This is a genomic window from Natronospira proteinivora (genome assembly GCF_024170465.1).
Lineage (GTDB): Bacteria > Pseudomonadota > Gammaproteobacteria > Natronospirales > Natronospiraceae > Natronospira > Natronospira proteinivora.
Genome location: NZ_JALJYF010000001.1, coordinates 256,182 through 273,066 on the forward strand (window position 1 = coordinate 256,182; position 16,885 = coordinate 273,066).

Genomic DNA, 16,885 nt, shown 5'->3' on the forward strand with positions numbered 1-16,885 from the left:
GATGTTGCCGACCCTGGTTGCCTTGCTGGCCTTTCTGGCATTTTTCCTGGGCTGGCGCTTTTATTCCCGTTTCATCGCCCAAAAGCTGCTCAAGCTGGAGGATGACTTCCAGACCCCGGCCCATCAATACAACGACGGCCTGGATTTCGTGCCCACCAATCGATTCGTCCTTTGGGGGCATCACTTTACCTCCGTGGCCGGTGCGGCCCCTATCATCGGGCCGGCCATTGCCGTGATCTGGGGCTGGGGCCCGGCCCTGGCCTGGATCGTGGTGGGTACGGTGCTGATCGCCGGCATGCATGATTTCGGCACCCTCTGGGCCTCGGTGCGCCACCGGGCCCGCTCCATCGGCAGTATCGCCACCGAAGTGCTGGGCCCGCGAGCCCGCAGCCTGTTTCTGCTGATCATTTTCTTTCTGCTTTTGATGGTGAATGCGGTTTTTGCCGTGTCCATCGCCACCCTGTTCGTTAACTTCCCCAGCAGTGTCTTGCCCTACTGGCTGCAGATTCCCATTGCCATCACCATTGGCTTTCTGGCCTATCGCAGCCGCGTTCCCCTGATCTGGCCCTGCCTGATCGGCCTGGCCCTGATGGTGGGGCTGGTCTTTGTGGGAGCGGAGTTGCCCTTGAGTCTGCCGGAGAAAGCCGGGGGCGTGCCGGACGTGGCCTGGTGGGTGATCATCATGCTGGCCTATGGTGCCCTGGCCTCCCGTCTGCCGGTCTGGGTCCTGCTTCAACCCCGGGATTTTATCAACGCCCATCTATTGTTCCTGGGCCTGATTGTGATTTACCTGGGGCTGTTTCTGGGCCAGCCTGAGTTTGTGGCCCCCTTCTTTAATACCGAGGTGCCGGCGGATGCGCCGCCCTTGTTGCCTCTGTTATTTGTCACCATCGCCTGCGGGGCAATTTCCGGCTTTCACGGCCTGGTGAGTTCGGGGACCAGCGCCCGCCAGTTGGACCGGGAGCCGGATGCCCGTTTTGTGGGCTATTTGGGGGCCACCGGGGAAGGGCTGCTGGCACTGGCGGCCTTGCTGGCGGTCTCCGCCGGCTTCGCCACCCTGGGTGACTGGCAGAACCATTACGATTCCTGGGCGGCGGCCAGTGCCGGGGGTATTGCCGCCTTTATCACCGGCGCCGGCAATCTGCTGGCCAATCTGGGCCTGCCGACGATTATCGGCTCCACCCTGGTGGCCATCATGGTGGTGGCCTTCGCTGCCACCACCCTGGATACCTCCATGCGCCTGCAGCGTTTCATCCTGGCAGAGATTGGCCGGGACTACCGCCTACCGGCCCTGGCCAATGTGAACATCGCCACCGGTATCACCTTCCTCGCCTGTGTGGGCCTGGCCTTCGGCGCCGACCCGGACAATCCCGGCGGCGGGGGCATGGTGCTCTGGCCCCTGTTCGGCACCACCAATCAGCTCACTGCTGGGCTGTCCTTTCTGGTGCTCAGCCTGATTCTGGCCCGCCTGGGCCGGCCGGTGATCTATACCCTGCTTCCCTTTCTTTTCGTGGCCAGCATGACCACCTGGGCCATGCTGCATAATCTTTCGACCTATCTGGCCGATGAGAACTGGCTGCTGCTCTTGATTGGCAGCATGATCTTCTCTTTGAATATCTGGTTGATCCTGGAAGGCGCGGCCGCCGCCCGCCGACTGCGTCGGGAGAAGCAATATGGCTAGCCGCTGGCAGCGCCTGCTGCACGCCTATCAACGATTGTACGAGCAGGGTTTTCGCCGGGTCGTGGCCTTGGACCAGCGGCAACGGGATGACTTCTTTCGCCTGATGGTGATGTCGGAAAGCCTGGGTCTGCCCAATCCGGCGGCCTGGTATTGCCTGGAGCTGATGCCTTTGATGATCGAAGACTTTCACGACTGGCATCGGCGGATGGGCATGGAACATTCCCCCATCGGGGGCTTTCGATGCTGCTGAGCCAGCGCCTGTTGTTTCTGGGCGGCAAGGGCGGGGTGGGCAAGACCACCCTGGCCGCCGCCCTGGCCCTGGGCCTGGCCGAGCAGGGCGAGCGGGTGCTGCTGCTCTCCACCGACCCGGCCCATTCCCTTTCCGATTTGCTGGACCGGCCCTTGTCGGACAGGGCTACCCGGGTGGCTGACGGCCTCTATGCCCGGGAGCTGGACCCGGAACAGGCCCGGGATGCCTATCTGGATCAGGTGCGGGCCAATATTCGTCAATTCACCCAACCTGAATTTCTGCAGGAGGCCGAGCGCCAGATCACATTGGCCGGACAGCATCCCGGGGTGATGGAATCGGCCCTGTTTGAGGCCCTCTGTCGCAGCATGGATGAGCTGGACCAATGGGACCGGGTGATCGTGGATACCGCCCCCACCGGCCATACACTGCATTTATTGGGCCTGCCGGAGTCCATGTCCGCCTGGACCCGGGCCCTGATGCAGCGCCAGGGTGGCAATCGCCAGGCCGATCCCCAGGTGACGGCCCGCTGGGAAAAGGCCCGGGCCGTGATGGAGGCCCGCCAGGCCCTGTTCGAGCGGGTCAGGGACCGCCTCCAGGATGCCGAGACCACCGTCTTTCTGCTGGTGGTCAATGATGATCGGCTGAGCGTGCTGGAGGGGGCAAGGGCCAGGAAATCCCTGACCGAGGCCGGCGTTTCGGTGCCCCTGTGTCTGGTGAATCGCAGCGAGGCGGACTGGCCGGCCTCAGCACCGGCCATTGAGTCCCGCCTAGGGGGCTTGCCCCTCTACGGATTCACCCGTCAGTCCGTCTATCCCCAAGGGCTGTCCGGATTGCGGCCACTGGCTGATATCTTTAGCCGCCAGGGTTTGATTTGATCAGGCTTAGCTAATCGAGATCCACAATCACCGGATCATGGTCGGAGCTGCGCCAGGGGGCAGAGTCTTGGAATTGCAAAAAGGTCGGTTCATCGGCGTTGATGGACCAGAAATCCACCTGGCGAACATCGTCTTTGAGGGCGGGGCTGGCAATGGCGGTGTCCAGATAGCCGGATTCGCCGTGAAAAACGTAACTGTAACGGGCCTCCCGGGGCAGGGTTTGGGCCACCAGGTCTCGTAATCCGGCCTCGCGCAAGACCGTCACCGGATCCTCTCCGCCATAGCTATTGATATCGCCCAGGATCAAAACCCGGTCGGTCCCGGTGGCGGTCATTTTCTCCTCCAGGAAATCCACCAGAGCCCGGGCCTGGGCGGTGCGGCGTTCATTCCAGCAGCCCTGGCCTCTATCAATATCCCCCTCATCCGGGCAGGCGGTTTTGGCCTTGAAATGGATCACCACCACCAGTTTGCCGGGCCCCTCGTCCCGGAAACGGAAATGCCCGGCGATCAGGGGACGGTGATGCACCTGTCGCTCGTCGATAAAGGGCCCGGCCAGCAGCGAGACCTGGTCCGGTCGCCAAGCCAGGGCGGTGCGGATTGCGTCCGTGCCCACGGGCTCATCCAAGTCGAAATGGCGATAGGGCTGCTCGTCATCCGACAGCCGAGTCACCAGATCATCCACCGCCTCGGGCTTATTCTCGATTTCAACCAGCCCCAGCAGATCGGCATCCAGTCCTCGGGCCACAGCGGCCAGGGCCGAGCGCTGCCGGTCCAGGGTGGCGGAATCCGACGCTCCGCGTTCGCCTAGTGTCAGGAAATAATTCTCCACATTGAAGGCCGCCAGGCGGTAGCGGCCTTGCCGCTCCGGCGCCGCCGGGCGCGGGTTGGCGGATTCAAAGGCCAGGGTCTCCGGGTTCAGGGGGTGAATACGCCAGGCATCGAAGGCATGGGTCAGGATGCCTGTCAGTTCCGGTAGTTGATCACCCACCCGTCGACTGCCTTGATCATTCAGATAGGGGATGGGGTCCGGATTACGATTGTAGTTGGCATCATCCAGGATAATTCGGCGGGCCCGGTTCTCCTTGGCCATGGCCTCCCAGTCCTGATCGGGGATATTGCGGGGACGGAACAGGCGGCCGCCCACCGACAGCTCCAGACTGCCGTAGCGGGCCAGTTCGTAGTTGCCGGTGATGGTCAAGGTTCGCTCAATCTGGACCAGTACGCCCTCCAGGTCCCGCCAGTTGTCCCGTTCGGCTACCGGCAGATCCAGAGGATGGGGTTCGGGCAGGCCCGGCTCAGCACAGCCCAGCACCTGCTGGACCCGGTTGATTTGGCGTTGCCCGCGAAAACGGCCGGCCCGCCCAGCCACCAGGATTTCCTGCCCGGGCCGCAGGATGGAAAGATCCTCATCCAGGGAAGGGGCATAAACAAAGATGGCCCGGGGTGGGGTGGCCGATTCCGGCGGGGACTGGAGGTAAAAACCGTTGAGTCGCTCGTCCCCCAGAAAGGTGCCCGTCACCACGCCCCGGACCAGGAGGTTTTCGCCGTCCCAACGTGCCTCCCATTCGGCGGTTTCCGCAGCGCGCAGATCGCTGATGCTGGTCAACCCCGTGTCGGGGCAATCGGCATGCAGGGGAGCGGTGGCCAGCAGTACTAGCAGTGCAATCCATGGTTTCATAGGTGTTAGTCTGCCACGGAGCCAACGCCCTTGCGCGAACCGGGGGCGACAATGGTTGTCGGAATTTGCTGATATCATGGTGTCTTACCTTGGAAAGGCCGGGAGGCGGCATGCCGCAGAGACTGGACAATCGATTGGTGATCGGGATCTCCTCCCGCACCCTGTTCGATCTGGAAGACTCCCATGCCCGTTTTGAGCGGGAGGGGGTGGAAGCCTATTCCGCCTTTCAGATCGAACATGAAAACGACATTTTGGAACCGGGGGTGGCCTTTCCCTTGGTGCGCAAGCTGTTGCACCTGAATGAGGGGCGGGAAGACCCCCTGGTGGAAGTGATTCTGCTGTCCCGTAACAGCGCCGACACCGGCCTGCGGGTGTTCAATTCCATTGAGCATTACAAGCTCGGCATTACCCGGGCGGCCTTTACCAATGGCGAATCCCCCTGGCGGTATATCGGTTCCTTCGGGGCGGATCTTTTCCTGTCGGCCAACGGCAGCGATGTGGACGCCGCCCTTCGGGCCGGCTGTGCGGCCGCCACCCTGGTGCCTTCGGCGGCCGAGGCCAATGATACCGACCAGATCCGGATCGCCTTTGACGGTGACGCCGTTCTGTTCTCGGACGAGGCCGAGCGGATCTTCCGGGAGAAGGGCCTGGATGCCTTTCGCCAGTCAGAAAAATCCTCCGCTCGCCAAGCCCTGTCCGGCGGGCCTTTTCGCAACTTCCTCTCGGCTCTGCACCGGATTCAGCAGGCCTTTCCTATCGAGGACAGCCCCATTCGAACCGCCCTGGTCACCGCAAGGGATGCTCCCGCTCACGAGCGGGTGATTCGTACCTTGCGGGAATGGGATATTCGTATTGATGAAGCGATGTTCCTGGGCGGCATGGACAAAACCCCCTTCCTGCGCGCCTTCGGCGCCGACATCTTCTTTGACGATCAGCGGGCCCATGTGGAACGGGCCTCCGGGTCCGTGGCCACCGGCCATGTGCCCCACGGTATCGCCAACGAAAGCTGAAACAAGAACGGCAGGCCCCGGAAGAGAGCAGGGCGATGGGCTAGCGCAGAAGGTGCTGGCGAAGCCGGGCCAGGCGGTCCAGGGAAATCCCCAGGACATGGCCCAGGATCATCAGGCGATGAGCCAGGGTCACACGCCAAAAGCCGACCCGCTCCCAGTTACGGGCCGAGCTGACCGCCGCCTGCTTTAGCAGCCGCAGGCGGCCCTCTCTTCGCAGCCGCCCGACAAAGACATAATCCTCCATCACCGCCACCTCCGGAAAGCCTTCCATTCTCAAAAAGGCCTCCCGGCGACAGAACAGGCCCTGATCCCCATAAGGCCGTCTCAGCAGCCGACAGCGCAGGGCCACCAGACCCTCCAGCAGACGGTAACGCCAGGCGGAATGGTCCAGGCGAAAGCGAAAGGCCCCGCCCACCACCCGCGGGTCCACCAGCGCGGTCAGCAGGCTCTCGCGCCAGCCGGACGCCAGGGCGGTATCGGCATGCAAAAAGAGCAGGGCGGAATGGCGGGCCGCCCGGGCCCCCCGATTCATTTGCCGGGCCCGTCCGGGCTCACTGTGCAGGACCCGGGCCCCGGCCTGGGTGGCAAGGTCCGGGGTATCGTCATTGCTGCCGCCGTCCACCACGATGACTTCATCGGCCCCGTCTTCCCGTAATGCCTGAATCCGCGGACCAATGTGTTCGGCCTCATCAAGCACCGGCAGGATCACCGAGACCCCATCGGCCTTCTCCGGCCATTGTCGGCGATGGTCATACCAATGCTTTAGGTCGGCTGGCTCATCCACATCGTCCAGGGCCGGCAGCAGCTGCAGGGCCAGCCCTTCTTCCTGGGCCCGGGCCAGGGTGAGCCCCAGTATCTCCGGGCTGCCCCAGGGTAGATTCTGGAACAGTAGGGGCGGTGGCGGGGCGGACAGGCCGATCAGATAATAGCCTCCGTCCCGGGCCGGCCCCAGTACCAGGTCATGATCGGCCAGGCCTTCGAAAGCCGCAAGCAGTTGCTTGTCATCCAGGTCCGGGGCATCGCTGCCGATCAGTACATGGCGCTGTATGCCGTCTTCGCGGCCCTGGCGGAAACAGGCGTGCATACGCTCACCCAGGTCTCCGCCGGCTTGCGCGCAGAAGCGCAGCTCCCGGCCGTAGAAATGGGACGCCTGGTCAGGGTCGCCGGCGATGGCGATTTCAAAGTCGAGCTCGGGGAAGTGATGCTGCAGTAAGCGGCCATGGGTGATGGCCCGCAGCGACATCTCATGGTGGATCCGGGCGGCGCCCTCGGCACCCAGCTTGGGAATCAGGCGGGTCTTGCAGCGGCCGGCTTGCGGGATGCGGCTGAACAGGGTCAGCCGCATCCCGCACGGGTATTTCATCTCGTCATCGGACTTATTCGGCATCCGGTACCTGGCCGGATTCGAGCATCTCCTGGACCGGCTCGGCCAGGCTGGTCATGCCATGCTTGCGACCGATCTCCATGGCTTCCTCCACCGAGTGGTCTTCGATGAGCGCGGCCCGCAGGGCGAACATGGCCCCCACCCGGTTGCCACTGGCGCAGTGATAAAGGACGGGCTCGTCGCCGGCCGCGGAGACGGCCCGGTCAAAGGCGGAAACGGCCTGGCGGGTCAGGCCATCAGCCCCCGCTACCGGAATATGGATATAGAGCATGCCCAGATCGGTCACCACATCGGCTTCGGACCAGTCATCAAATTCGTCCGAGCCGCGAAAGTTGACCACCGTCTGGACCCCCTGCGCCTGCATTTCACGGAATTGTTCCTTGCTCGGTTGTCCGCCGATCAGGGTCTTCTCGTCCGGCTGCGTTTTGTGGGGGATATCCGGCATATTTCCGTCTCCGTTGTTGCCGAAGGCCAGTGGGGCGAGGCCCAGGGAGGCGGCCAACAGCATAATCATCAGAATAGGGCGCATGGTGTTCACCTGTGAGGATGATTCAAATGGATGTCTGACACTATATCAGTCGAGTCTAATATTTTGAACGCGCTTGTTAATTGAATGCTACGAATGCAAAGTTGATTCGAACTTTCACTATCTGGCAAAGGAGTCGGCATTGCCCACTGTCACCTTTTTTGGAGCGACCGGAGGCGTCACGGGTTCCTGTTTTTTGGTGGAAACGGCGCATCAGCGAATCTTGCTGGACTGCGGTCTGATCCAGGGCTCTTCGCGGGAAGAAGCCCGTAACGGGGAGCCCTTTCCCTTCGACCCGGCCAGTATTGACGGGGTGGTACTCAGCCATGCCCATCTGGATCATTCCGGGCGCCTGCCACAGCTGGTGCGGGATGGATTCAAGGGCTGGATTCATGTTCACAAGGCAGGCCGGGATATTGTCGAGATCCTGCTGGAAGATGCGGCCTGGTTGAGTGGCAAGGAGGCCAAGCAAACTTCCCGCAACAATCGCAACCGGGGCGAGGACGAGGTTGAGCCGCTCTTTACCCGTGAGGATGTGGCCATCTGCATGGACCGCATGGCACCGCTGGAATATCAGAAGCTCTACGAGATACTGCCCAATGTGCACCTGAAACTGCATGATGCCGGACATATTCTCGGCTCGGCAGTGGTGGAGCTGAGAACCCTGGAGAACGGCGCCGAGAAACGCCTGGTCTTTACCGGTGATCTGGGACAGAAGGGCAGCCCTTTGATGCGGGATTGGGAGCCTCTGGAATCGGCGGATCTGGTGTTGATGGAAAGCACCTATGGTGATCGCCTGCACCGTAGTCGCCGGGAAACCGAGCAGGAGATCAAGGAAATCCTGCAAAAGGCGGCCAATGGCCGCGGCAATGTTCTAATGCCCGCCTTTGCCGTGGGCCGGACCCAGGAGCTGCTTTATCTATTGGGCAAGCATTACAAGGACTGGGGGTTGGAAGGTTGGCAGATATTTCTGGATACGCCCCTGGGCATACGGGCCACCGAAATCCATGCCCGGCATGATCGTTACCTGCGTCCGGCGGCGGCGGACTGGGTTCGCGAGACCCGCTTTCGCTTTCCCAACCTGCGCATCACCGAGACGGCTGAGCAATCCATGGCCATCAACCGAATTCAAAGCGGTGCTATTGTCATCGCCGGCAGCGGCATGTGTACCGGCGGGCGTATTCGGCACCATTTCAAGCATCAATTGGGTCGTTCGGGCACCCAGGTCATCATTGCCGGCTTTCAGGCCGAGGGGACCCCGGGCCGTCAATTGGTGGACGGAGCGCCCAGCATCACGATTTGGGGGGAATCACTGCGGGTCGGGGCTCAGGTCCATACGGTGGGTGGGATTTCCGCCCATGCGGATCAGGACGGGCTTTGTGACTGGTTCCGTGGTTTCCGTCTGGCGCCGGCGGTGGCCCTGGTGCACGGGGAAGACTCGGCCCGCAAAGGGCTGGCCGATGTGCTCAAGGAACGCTTCTCGGTGGATGCCGCGGTTCCGGCACTGGGGGATAGGCTGGAATACTAGATCAGCTGTCTTTGATTTATATCAAGTGATCCGTGCCCAAACACACTATGCTGTAGTGAGGGTCATGCCGTGCATGGCCTTTAGAAAGTAATCAAAGAACCAGTGACAGGGTTCGTCAGGGAGGTTGAGGGGTGCTGAGTCTGCTGATTTTTCTCACCGGTGCCTGGGGGGCATCGGATTTCCCCGCAGAGGCCGGATATGCGTCCGGCGGTGAGCGGGCCTGTGTCATGTGTCACATCCCGGAGGATGACCATCCCCTGGCCGATATCCGCCACAGCCCCCACGGCTTGTCCGGTGATGACCGCAGTCCTGCCGCGCAACTCCAATGCCAGTCCTGCCATGGACCCAGCTTGGCTCATCTCTCGGTTCAGGACGGCCGCCGCCCGCCGCCGGCAGTGGCTTTCTCCGCTGAGACCCCGGCGCGCCAGGCCAATCGGGCCTGCCTGGATTGCCATGATGATTACAGCCAGCGGCATTGGCATGGTAGTGCCCATGAGTTTGCGGATGTCAGCTGCGTGGATTGCCACCAGTCCCACAGCAAGACCGACCCCATGATGCAGCGCGAGACCCGGGAACGGGTGTGCCTGGATTGTCACACCCAGGTCCGTGGTGAGATCCACCGTCCCTCCAGCCATCCCATGCGCCACCAGGAAATGAGTTGCATGGATTGCCATGCCCCCCATGGCAGCATCAGTGACGGTGAGCTGAGAGAAGGTTCTCTTAATGAAACCTGCTATAGCTGCCACGCCGAGTTCCGAGGCCCCTTCCTCTGGGAGCATCCACCGGTCAGGGAAAGTTGCGGCAGCTGTCACGAGCCTCACGGCTCGGTGCACGATAATCTGCTCAAGGCGCGCGGTCCCCAGCTTTGCCAACAATGCCACTCGGCGGCCTTCCATCCCAGTACAGCCCCGGATGGCGGCGGGGTACCGCCACAAGGCGCCTCTTCCTCCATGCTTCAGCGAAACTGCATGAATTGCCATACCGATGTGCATGGCTCCAATCATCCTTCCGGCGCGGGGCAGACGAGATGAACGGGGCCAGGGATTGGGCATCCGGTCTGTTCCTGGCGGGCCCGCTCAGTCTGGGGCTGGTTTTCCTGCCATCAGTGACCGCCCTTGCCGAAGACAGCGAGGCCGATGGGGTATGGCATCAATTGGAGCTGGAGTTGGGTCTGGGATACCAGTCTGGTGAACTCACGGCCCTGGGTCGCAGTGATCAATTAAGCGGTGAGGGCTGGCGTGGAATCGGGGGCCTGAACCTGGATTGGCGTAGCGCGAGTGATGCCGAGCGCCCCCGCTGGTTGCGCATGCAGGCGGAAAGTTTTGGCCCCTCAGCGGCCGCTTTGACCCTGGATTACAATGTGCCCGGCGAACATCGCAGCCGGATTGATTACCGCTATCTACCCCGTCGTCTGGGCGATGGTCTGACGCCTTTCGAAGGGGCCGGCACGGAAACACTGACCCTGCCCCAGGACTGGCAATCCGGATCGTCCACCGCTGCCATGGAACTGGAGGAGAATCTGAACCGGGCCCCCTATGGTCATGTTCGGGAAGACCTGCGCCTGGCCCATGAGCGCACCCTGAACCAACGTTGGCAGACCCATGTGACCATGCGGGAAGAGCAACGTCGGGGCAATCGCCCGGCGGCGGCCGTGATGGGCAGTACCGGGGGCAATGTGCGGGCCGCCCTGGTGCCGGCGCCGGTGGACTACACCACCCGGGAAGCCGAGCTGGGGCTTCGTTATCAACGGGAAAGCTGGCATTGGGAGCTGAGTTACTTCCTGTCCCTGTTTGATAATGGCAACTTCGAAGCCCTGCGATTCGATAACCCCTTCTCCGATGTGGGTGGCTGGCATGCCTCGGCCAGTCATCCCCAGGGCCGCGGTCATCTCGGCCTGCCTCCCAGCAACCAGAGTCAACAGCTTCGCTCTGGCCTGGGGTATGTGTTTTCGCCCCGTCTACGCCTGTCCACCGATTTGCAGCTGGGACGCAGCGAGCAGGATGAAGCCTTCCTGCCCTATACCATTAACCCCGATCTTTCCGTGAGTGATTCCTTGCCGCGTGACAGCCTGGATGGGCGGGTTGATCTGTTACGCGTTTCCAGTCGTCTGAACTGGCGCCCCATGGACCGCTTGCGTCTGGATATCCGCCATCATTATGAAGATCGGGATAACCAGACCCCGGTGGATGTCTATAACAGCGTGGGGGGTGACGCGGTCAACCAGACCCCGGGGGAGGCCCATGGCCGGGCCCGGCGCAATCTGCCTGTAAGCTTTACCGAGCACCGCCTGGATCTGGATGCCGGCTGGCGTTTGTCGGGGGGTGGTCAGCTTCGCGGTGGCTATCGACGCAAAATCATGGAGCGGGATTTTTCCGAAGTCGGGCGGACGGAGGAAGACCGTTTTCGTCTCGGCCTGCGCCGCTCCCTGAGTGACCGCCAGCAACTGTCCATACAGGCCGAGCACAGCCGACGGCGTGCCGATGAATACGATCCCACCGCCATCTATTTCCATACCTTTACCGAGGCCTATGTGGAAGGCGTGGACGAGTCGGTGCAGTTTGAAAACCATCCTTTGCTGAGGCGCTACAATCTGGCCGATCGGGATCAATACCGTGTGAACCTGCGTTGGGATATGGCCGTGTCCGAGTCATTACACTGGGGTGCCAATATCAGCCAGTCCCGGGACGATTATAAGGATTCTCCCCTGGGCCTGGAGCGTGGCCAAAGCCAGGGGCTGGCAGGTGATGTGGCCTGGTACTGGCATGAGGACTGGTCCCTGGACGGCTTTGCTACCGTCGATACCATTGAGGCCGATCAACGCAATCGCAGCTTCCGGGGTTCCATGAAAGGCCCTGATTCGGTAGACCCGGACCGGGATTGGTATCTGGAGAATGAAGACCGGGTCAGTGTCCTTGGGGGCGGGGTGAACTTTGAACCCGAGGGGCGGGACTTGCGTTTGCGTTTGGAGTGGAGCGAGAGCCGCTCACGCAGTGAATTCGATATCCGTAGTGGCCCGGCCCTGTCCCTGGAGCCCATTCCCACCGTGCGTAGTCGTGGACGGGTATTCAGTCTCAGTGGGCGTCATGCCCTGCGCGACAATCTGAACCTGAACTGGCGCTGGTACCGGGACCGCTATCGCAGTGATGACTGGGCCTGGAGCGATATCGATCTGGATACCATGAGCGGGGTGATTGCTTCCGGCCAGGAATTAGGCAGCCAGACCCTGGATTGGTACAGCCTCAGCCTCAGCTGGGATTTCCGGCCCCGTTGAGCCCGCCAAGCGCGGCGAGGGCTGGGCAGGGATCACAGCGACCGGACGGTTCAGGGCCGCTGTGATCCACTCACACCTCAGGACTCTTCTTCGAGACGGCCAAGCAGCATATCCTCCAGCATGGCTTCGGCTGCCTTGCTGTGGGGACGACCGTAGCCCTTGGTATCCCAGGCTTCGGTGCTCTCTTTGCCACACCACTCGTACATTACGGAAGGTGGCGTGGGGTGCTCCGGAATGTAATCGGTGACATCGTAGACTTTACCGTCAATGGCCTTCCAGCAACTGTCCTCGTTATCATGTTCGGCCAGCTCTTCCATGGTAATGATGGGCAGCCCGTCATCGTTTTTGTCGTCTTTTTCTGCTTCTCCGGCCAAGGAGCTGACGGCAAACAGTGTTATCACAGAGGCCCAAAAGGCAATGAAGGCGGTATAGGCAAGCTTGTTCATAGAAAATCAAACTCCTCTGAATGGAAAGCGGAAGCGGGAACACCCAGCTCCCGGGCAATATCCCGGCTGATTCTAACCAGGGCGGGCGGTCCACAAACAAACCACTGCCGTTCGCCGGCATCGGGGCAGTGGGCTAATACAAAGTCCTTATTCAGCGGGCCTTGCTCAGCGAAGTAGTGGGGTATAAGGGTCAGGGCCCGGGCAGAGTCAGCTGCCTCCTTGAGGCTGTCTGCATAGTAGGCCCTTGATGGATCATTGGCGCAATTGATGAGTACGCTGTCGCCCCAGCGTTCAGTCGCCTCATTACCACCGCTGCGGAGAAATTCGGCTGCACTGACAAAAGGCGTAATGCCGATGCCACCGCCAATCCACAGTTGTTTTCTGTGGCGAAGATGGGGGGGGAAGAACAACCCATAGGGGCCGTCCACTGACGCTTCGGTCTGGGCACGCAGGGACTGCAGTGCGTGGCTGGCATCCCCCAGGTCCTTGACGGCGATCTTCAGACCTTCGTCCTGGGGCGCTGAACTGAGGGTGTAAGGGTGTTCTTCATTGCGACCCGCACTCAGGGATTCGTCGCGCGGGGTGAAATAGATGAATTGGCCGGGTTCGAACTGCAGGCGCTTGCCCTTGATGGGGTTGAGATGAATCTCAACGATGCGATCGGCCAGTTGGCGGACCCGGGTCACTTCATAGGGTTTGCGCATGATCCGCCGGGCCGGTCCGGCCCGCCACAGGAAAATCAGCAGCGCCGCACCGCCCAGGATGCCCCAGACGCTGTTGGAAACGGCCGGTGGCATGCTGCGGGTCAGGGGTAGGGTATGCAAAAGCCCCAGTAGCAGGGCCAGGCCGGCGAGAAAGTGAATGCCTTTCCAGCGTTGATAATCCGGACGGCCGAAGAACTGAAAACTGGGGGCCAGGAAGACCATCATGGCGATCAGGGCCACCCAGCCGGCCCACATCACCCAGTCCCCGCTCGCCGGCCAAAGCACTTCCTGCATGGCGGGCAGCCCAAAGGGCACCCGGGAAAGCGCCATCAATACCGGGTGGATGAGCAGCAGCAATAGTGCCGCCAGGCCCAGATAGTGGTGTTGTTTCCAGAGTCGGGTCAGTCCCCCGAAGTAGCGGTCCACGCCGGGCAGGCGCACGCTGACAATGGCAGCGATGAACATGGCCGCCAGGCCAGCCACGCCAGCCAGCCGCCCCATATAGCCCAGCCATTGCCCCGCTGTTGCCGAGCCCGGCCAACCGAAAATGGCTGCCAGCAGGGTGGGGATGAGCAGCAGGGCCAGTATCAGTCCGTCGCCAGGATTACGCATGCAATATCTCCCTCTTTGTCTTCCCAGACTAGCAGGTATTCAGGGAATGAATTTGATCACGATCAATTTGTTAGCAATGTCGTGCTGGTCGATTGTGGGCCAAGTGGGAGCGGATCCGGGGCATGCTTTTTGGATGCTGACAAGCCGTGTCGATAATTTCCGACAACGACCGGCCCCGATTCGGGGCCGGTCTGGGTTAAGCTATGCGGCCTATGGAACAGGCCGAATCCAGAGACAGTCAGCCAGTAATGACGCGGGCCCGAGCGCTGCTGCGCTCGGTCTTCGGTTATGAGTCCTTTCGGGGCAGCCAGGGCCCCATTATCGAGTCGGTGGTGGCCGGGCAGAATGCCCTGGTTCTCATGCCCACCGGCGGCGGCAAATCCCTGTGCTATCAGATACCGGCGTTGCTGCGCCCGGGTACCGCCGTGGTGGTTTCCCCCTTGATCGCCCTGATGCGGGATCAGGTGGAAGCCCTCAAGCACAATGGGGTCCGGGCCGCCTGTCTGAACTCCAGCCTGGATCCGGATGAACGGCGGGAAGTGGAAGCCGCCCTCTGGTCCAGTCAGCTGGATTTGATCTACGTGGCGCCGGAGAAACTGCTGTCGGGCTTTTTCCTGGACCGCCTGGCCGGTTTGGAGATCGCGCTTTTCGCCATTGATGAGGCCCATTGCGTCTCCCAGTGGGGGCATGATTTTCGGCCCGAGTACATGCGCCTGGATGTGCTGCGCCAGCGCTTCCCCCAGGTTCCCCGCATTGCCCTGACCGCCACGGCCGATACCCGGACCCGGCGGGAGATCGAGCAGCAGCTGCTCTCCGATGGGGCCGAAACCTGGGTCTCCAGCTTTGACCGGCCCAATATCCGCTATCAGGTGGGGCCCAAGCTCAACGCCCGGGATCAGTTGTTGGGTTTCATCCACCAGCGCCACCGGGATGCCTCGGGCATTGTCTATTGCCTGAGCCGCAAGAAGACCGAATCCGTGGCCGAGTGGCTGAACAGCCGGGGCGTCACCGCCTTGCCCTATCATGCCGGTCTGTCGGCCAACGAGCGGGCCACCCACCAGCGCCGTTTCCTGCAGGAAGACGGGGTGGTGATTGTGGCCACGGTGGCCTTCGGCATGGGGATCGACAAACCGGATGTTCGTTTTGTCGCCCACCTGGACCTGCCCAAGAGTATGGAGTCCTATTATCAGGAGACCGGCCGGGCGGGCCGGGACGGCTTGGCCGCCGATGCCTGGATGGTCTACGGCCTGCAGGATGTCTATCAGGTTCGCCAGTTGCTGGCCCAGTCCAATGCCGGACTGGAGCAGCAGCAGGCCGAGCGCCGTCGCCTGGAATCCCTGCTCGGCTTTTGCGAATCCACCGATTGCCGTCGCCAGCAGTTGCTGGCCTATTTCGGTGAGGACCATCCCGGTGAATGCGGCAATTGCGACAATTGCCTAAACCCACCCGAGACCTGGGATGCCACCGAGCCGGCCCGCATGTTCCTTTCCTGTGTCTATCGCAGCGGCCAGCGCTACGGAGCCGCCCATGTGATCGACATCCTGCGGGGCAGCGTGAGTGAGAAGATTCGGCGGGCCGGACATGACCGTCTGAGTACCTTTGGCATCGGCCACCATGTGGACAAGAAAACCTGGTATTCGGTGGCCCGTCAGTTGCTGGCCCGGGGCTATCTGGAGACCGATCCGGAAGGCCATGGCGGTGTGCGATTGGCCCCGGATTGTCGCCCCTTGCTGCGAGGGGAGCAGACGCTGGCCATTCGGCGGGATGCGGCGGGACCCACCCGGCGTAGCCGGTCCGCCACCCGGGGCGATGGTCAGCACCCGGAAGGTTGGGAAGCATTGCGTCGTTGCCGTCGGGAACAGGCCGAAGCCGAGGGTGTGCCACCCTATGTGATATTTCATGACGCCACGCTCATGGAAATGCTGCGCTTGAAACCCACCACCCTGGACCAGATGGCCCAGGTCACCGGCGTGGGGCAGGCCAAGCTGGAACGTTATGGCCAGCAGTTTCTGGATGTACTCAACAGCCTTTCCGAGGGTGGCCCCAAGGAAGAAAGCCATCACATCACCGTGGATTTCTTCCGTCAGGGGCTGAGCGTGGACGCCATTGCCGCTCGCCGGGAACTGGCTATTGTCACCATTCAGGATCACCTGGCGCGGGCGGTGGAAGAGGGGGGCTTGCCCCTGGAAGCCGTGCTGGATCTGGAACAAGGCGAATTGACCATACTCCGAGACGCCTTGATGAGTGAGGGGGAAGTGGCGATGCGCCTGCGTCCGGTCTATGAAGCGTTGGATGAAGCCTATGACTTCAAGACACTCAAACTGGTGCGGGCCTCATTGCGCCATGAACTGTCGGGTGATGATGCTTGAGGCCGATGGATTCGGGCCACTGTTCTACGGCTCCGGTGACCTGGGCCGGGTCAACGCTTATACTATTGTCTTTTCCGATGGGGGAGCTTTTCCATGCAGGCATGGCATCTTTGGGCGGTAGCGGCATTGCTGCTGGCCCTGGCGGAACTGGCGGGTGGTCAGTTCATTTTGCTCGGACTGGGCCTGGCTGCGGCCGTGGTGGCGGTAGTGCTGATCTTTCTGCCGGGTATGGGCTTTGCTGGTCAGCTGTTGATCTTCGGGGTGGCGGCAGCGGTTATCGTGCCGTTGATTGTGATGGTCTTTCGCCGCTACTTCCCAGAGCAGGGCGTGTCAGTCATGAACGAGCCCGGTGGCAAAGCCGGTGAACCCCGTCCGGTAGTGGAACGGGATGGGCGCATCGGCGTGGAAATCTACGGGGATTTCTATCCGGCCGAGTTCCCCAGCGGTATCGAACCAGAAAAGGGCATGGAGGTCGTGGTTCTGCGGTTCCGCGGCATCAAGGCCTTGGTTCGTGCGGTGGACGGCGGGTCTTCCCGTCAAATTTGATTGTC

14 protein-coding genes are annotated in these 16,885 nt (G+C 61.8%); 9 read left to right on the forward strand and 5 right to left on the reverse strand.

The window, feature by feature from the left end:
• The first annotated feature begins 1 nt into the window (after position 1).
• Genes J2T60_RS01220 through J2T60_RS01230 form a run of 3 tightly spaced genes read left to right on the forward strand, consistent with a single transcriptional unit; the run spans position 2 to position 2,806 of the window.
• On the forward strand, positions 2-1,681 hold the full coding sequence (locus J2T60_RS01220; RefSeq protein WP_253444297.1) for a carbon starvation CstA family protein: 1,680 nt from the start codon (positions 2-4) through the stop codon (positions 1,679-1,681).
• A complete protein-coding gene (locus J2T60_RS01225; protein WP_253444300.1) occupies positions 1,674-1,931 on the forward strand; it encodes a cory-CC-star protein in 258 nt (85 codons plus the stop codon). Before J2T60_RS01220 ends, J2T60_RS01225 begins: the two co-directional genes overlap by 8 nt.
• On the forward strand, positions 1,922-2,806 hold the full coding sequence (locus J2T60_RS01230; RefSeq protein ID WP_253444303.1) for an ArsA family ATPase: 885 nt from the start codon (positions 1,922-1,924) through the stop codon (positions 2,804-2,806). Before J2T60_RS01225 ends, J2T60_RS01230 begins: the two co-directional genes overlap by 10 nt.
• Positions 2,807-2,816: 10 nt before the next feature.
• Here the strand turns inward: J2T60_RS01230 and J2T60_RS01235 are convergent, their stop codons facing one another.
• Entirely contained in the window at positions 2,817-4,484 is a 1,668-nt protein-coding gene (locus tag J2T60_RS01235; protein WP_253444306.1) for an ExeM/NucH family extracellular endonuclease, read from the reverse strand.
• 110 nt (positions 4,485-4,594) lie between these two features.
• On the opposite strand from J2T60_RS01235, the gene J2T60_RS01240 reads away from it, so the two are divergent.
• Positions 4,595-5,494: a 5'-nucleotidase gene (locus J2T60_RS01240; RefSeq protein ID WP_253444309.1), complete on the forward strand. Its 900-nt coding sequence runs from the start codon at positions 4,595-4,597 to the stop codon at positions 5,492-5,494.
• Between the two features lie 40 nt (positions 5,495-5,534).
• Here J2T60_RS01240 and J2T60_RS01245 read toward each other — a convergent pair whose 3' ends face one another.
• Both J2T60_RS01245 and J2T60_RS01250 read right to left on the reverse strand, forming a co-directional pair.
• Positions 5,535-6,857 (reverse strand): TIGR04283 family arsenosugar biosynthesis glycosyltransferase, encoded by a 1,323-nt coding sequence (locus J2T60_RS01245; RefSeq protein WP_253444311.1) that lies wholly within the window; start codon positions 6,855-6,857, stop codon positions 5,535-5,537.
• A 13-nt stretch (positions 6,858-6,870) separates the two neighbouring features.
• Positions 6,871-7,407, reverse strand: coding sequence for a protein tyrosine phosphatase family protein (locus J2T60_RS01250; RefSeq protein ID WP_253444313.1), 537 nt, complete (start codon positions 7,405-7,407; stop codon positions 6,871-6,873).
• Positions 7,408-7,546: 139 nt separating this feature from the next.
• Here J2T60_RS01250 and J2T60_RS01255 point away from each other — a divergent pair, with 139 nt between their 5' ends.
• From J2T60_RS01255 to J2T60_RS01265, 3 genes are all read left to right on the forward strand, one after another.
• Positions 7,547-8,932: an MBL fold metallo-hydrolase RNA specificity domain-containing protein gene (locus tag J2T60_RS01255; protein WP_253444315.1), complete on the forward strand. Its 1,386-nt coding sequence runs from the start codon at positions 7,547-7,549 to the stop codon at positions 8,930-8,932.
• A gap of 131 nt (positions 8,933-9,063) precedes the next feature.
• On the forward strand, positions 9,064-9,963 hold the full coding sequence (locus J2T60_RS01260; RefSeq protein WP_253444317.1) for a DmsE family decaheme c-type cytochrome: 900 nt from the start codon (positions 9,064-9,066) through the stop codon (positions 9,961-9,963).
• The gene (locus J2T60_RS01265; protein WP_253444319.1) at positions 9,960-12,203 is read left to right on the forward strand and encodes an MtrB/PioB family decaheme-associated outer membrane protein; all 2,244 of its coding nucleotides are present in this window, start codon (positions 9,960-9,962) and stop codon (positions 12,201-12,203) included. The genes J2T60_RS01260 and J2T60_RS01265 overlap by 4 nt, the downstream gene beginning before the upstream one ends.
• A gap of 77 nt (positions 12,204-12,280) precedes the next feature.
• On the opposite strand, the gene J2T60_RS01270 is transcribed toward J2T60_RS01265, so the two are convergent.
• Together J2T60_RS01270 and J2T60_RS01275 are read right to left on the reverse strand one after the other, a co-directional pair.
• Complete coding sequence (locus J2T60_RS01270; protein WP_253444322.1) at positions 12,281-12,649, reverse strand: cytochrome b5 domain-containing protein; 369 nt, start codon at positions 12,647-12,649, stop codon at positions 12,281-12,283.
• Entirely contained in the window at positions 12,646-13,965 is a 1,320-nt protein-coding gene (locus J2T60_RS01275) for a ferredoxin reductase family protein (RefSeq protein WP_253444325.1), read from the reverse strand. Before J2T60_RS01275 ends, J2T60_RS01270 begins: the two co-directional genes overlap by 4 nt.
• A gap of 212 nt (positions 13,966-14,177) precedes the next feature.
• Between J2T60_RS01275 and recQ the strand changes: the two genes are divergently transcribed.
• Together recQ and J2T60_RS01285 are read left to right on the forward strand one after the other, a co-directional pair.
• Positions 14,178-16,334, forward strand: coding sequence for a DNA helicase RecQ (gene recQ, locus J2T60_RS01280; protein ID WP_253447519.1), 2,157 nt, complete (start codon positions 14,178-14,180; stop codon positions 16,332-16,334).
• Positions 16,335-16,427: 93 nt separating this feature from the next.
• A complete protein-coding gene (locus J2T60_RS01285; protein WP_253444328.1) occupies positions 16,428-16,880 on the forward strand; it encodes a hypothetical protein in 453 nt (150 codons plus the stop codon).
• Positions 16,881-16,885: the final 5 nt, after the last annotated feature.

Coding starts and splice junctions, on each gene's coding strand:
- J2T60_RS01285 (WP_253444328.1), top strand. CDS start 16,428: ATGCAGGCATGGCATCTTTGGGCGGTAGCGGCATTGCTGCTGGCCCTG.
- J2T60_RS01220 (WP_253444297.1), top strand. CDS start 2: ATGTTGCCGACCCTGGTTGCCTTGCTGGCCTTTCTGGCATTTTTCCTG.
- recQ (WP_253447519.1), top strand. CDS start 14,178: ATGGAACAGGCCGAATCCAGAGACAGTCAGCCAGTAATGACGCGGGCC.
- J2T60_RS01230 (WP_253444303.1), top strand. CDS start 1,922: ATGCTGCTGAGCCAGCGCCTGTTGTTTCTGGGCGGCAAGGGCGGGGTG.
- J2T60_RS01270 (WP_253444322.1), bottom strand. CDS start 12,649: ATGAACAAGCTTGCCTATACCGCCTTCATTGCCTTTTGGGCCTCTGTG.
- J2T60_RS01235 (WP_253444306.1), bottom strand. CDS start 4,484: ATGAAACCATGGATTGCACTGCTAGTACTGCTGGCCACCGCTCCCCTG.
- J2T60_RS01275 (WP_253444325.1), bottom strand. CDS start 13,965: ATGCGTAATCCTGGCGACGGACTGATACTGGCCCTGCTGCTCATCCCC.
- J2T60_RS01225 (WP_253444300.1), top strand. CDS start 1,674: ATGGCTAGCCGCTGGCAGCGCCTGCTGCACGCCTATCAACGATTGTAC.
- J2T60_RS01265 (WP_253444319.1), top strand. CDS start 9,960: ATGAACGGGGCCAGGGATTGGGCATCCGGTCTGTTCCTGGCGGGCCCG.
- J2T60_RS01240 (WP_253444309.1), top strand. CDS start 4,595: ATGCCGCAGAGACTGGACAATCGATTGGTGATCGGGATCTCCTCCCGC.
- J2T60_RS01245 (WP_253444311.1), bottom strand. CDS start 6,857: ATGAAATACCCGTGCGGGATGCGGCTGACCCTGTTCAGCCGCATCCCG.
- J2T60_RS01250 (WP_253444313.1), bottom strand. CDS start 7,407: ATGCGCCCTATTCTGATGATTATGCTGTTGGCCGCCTCCCTGGGCCTC.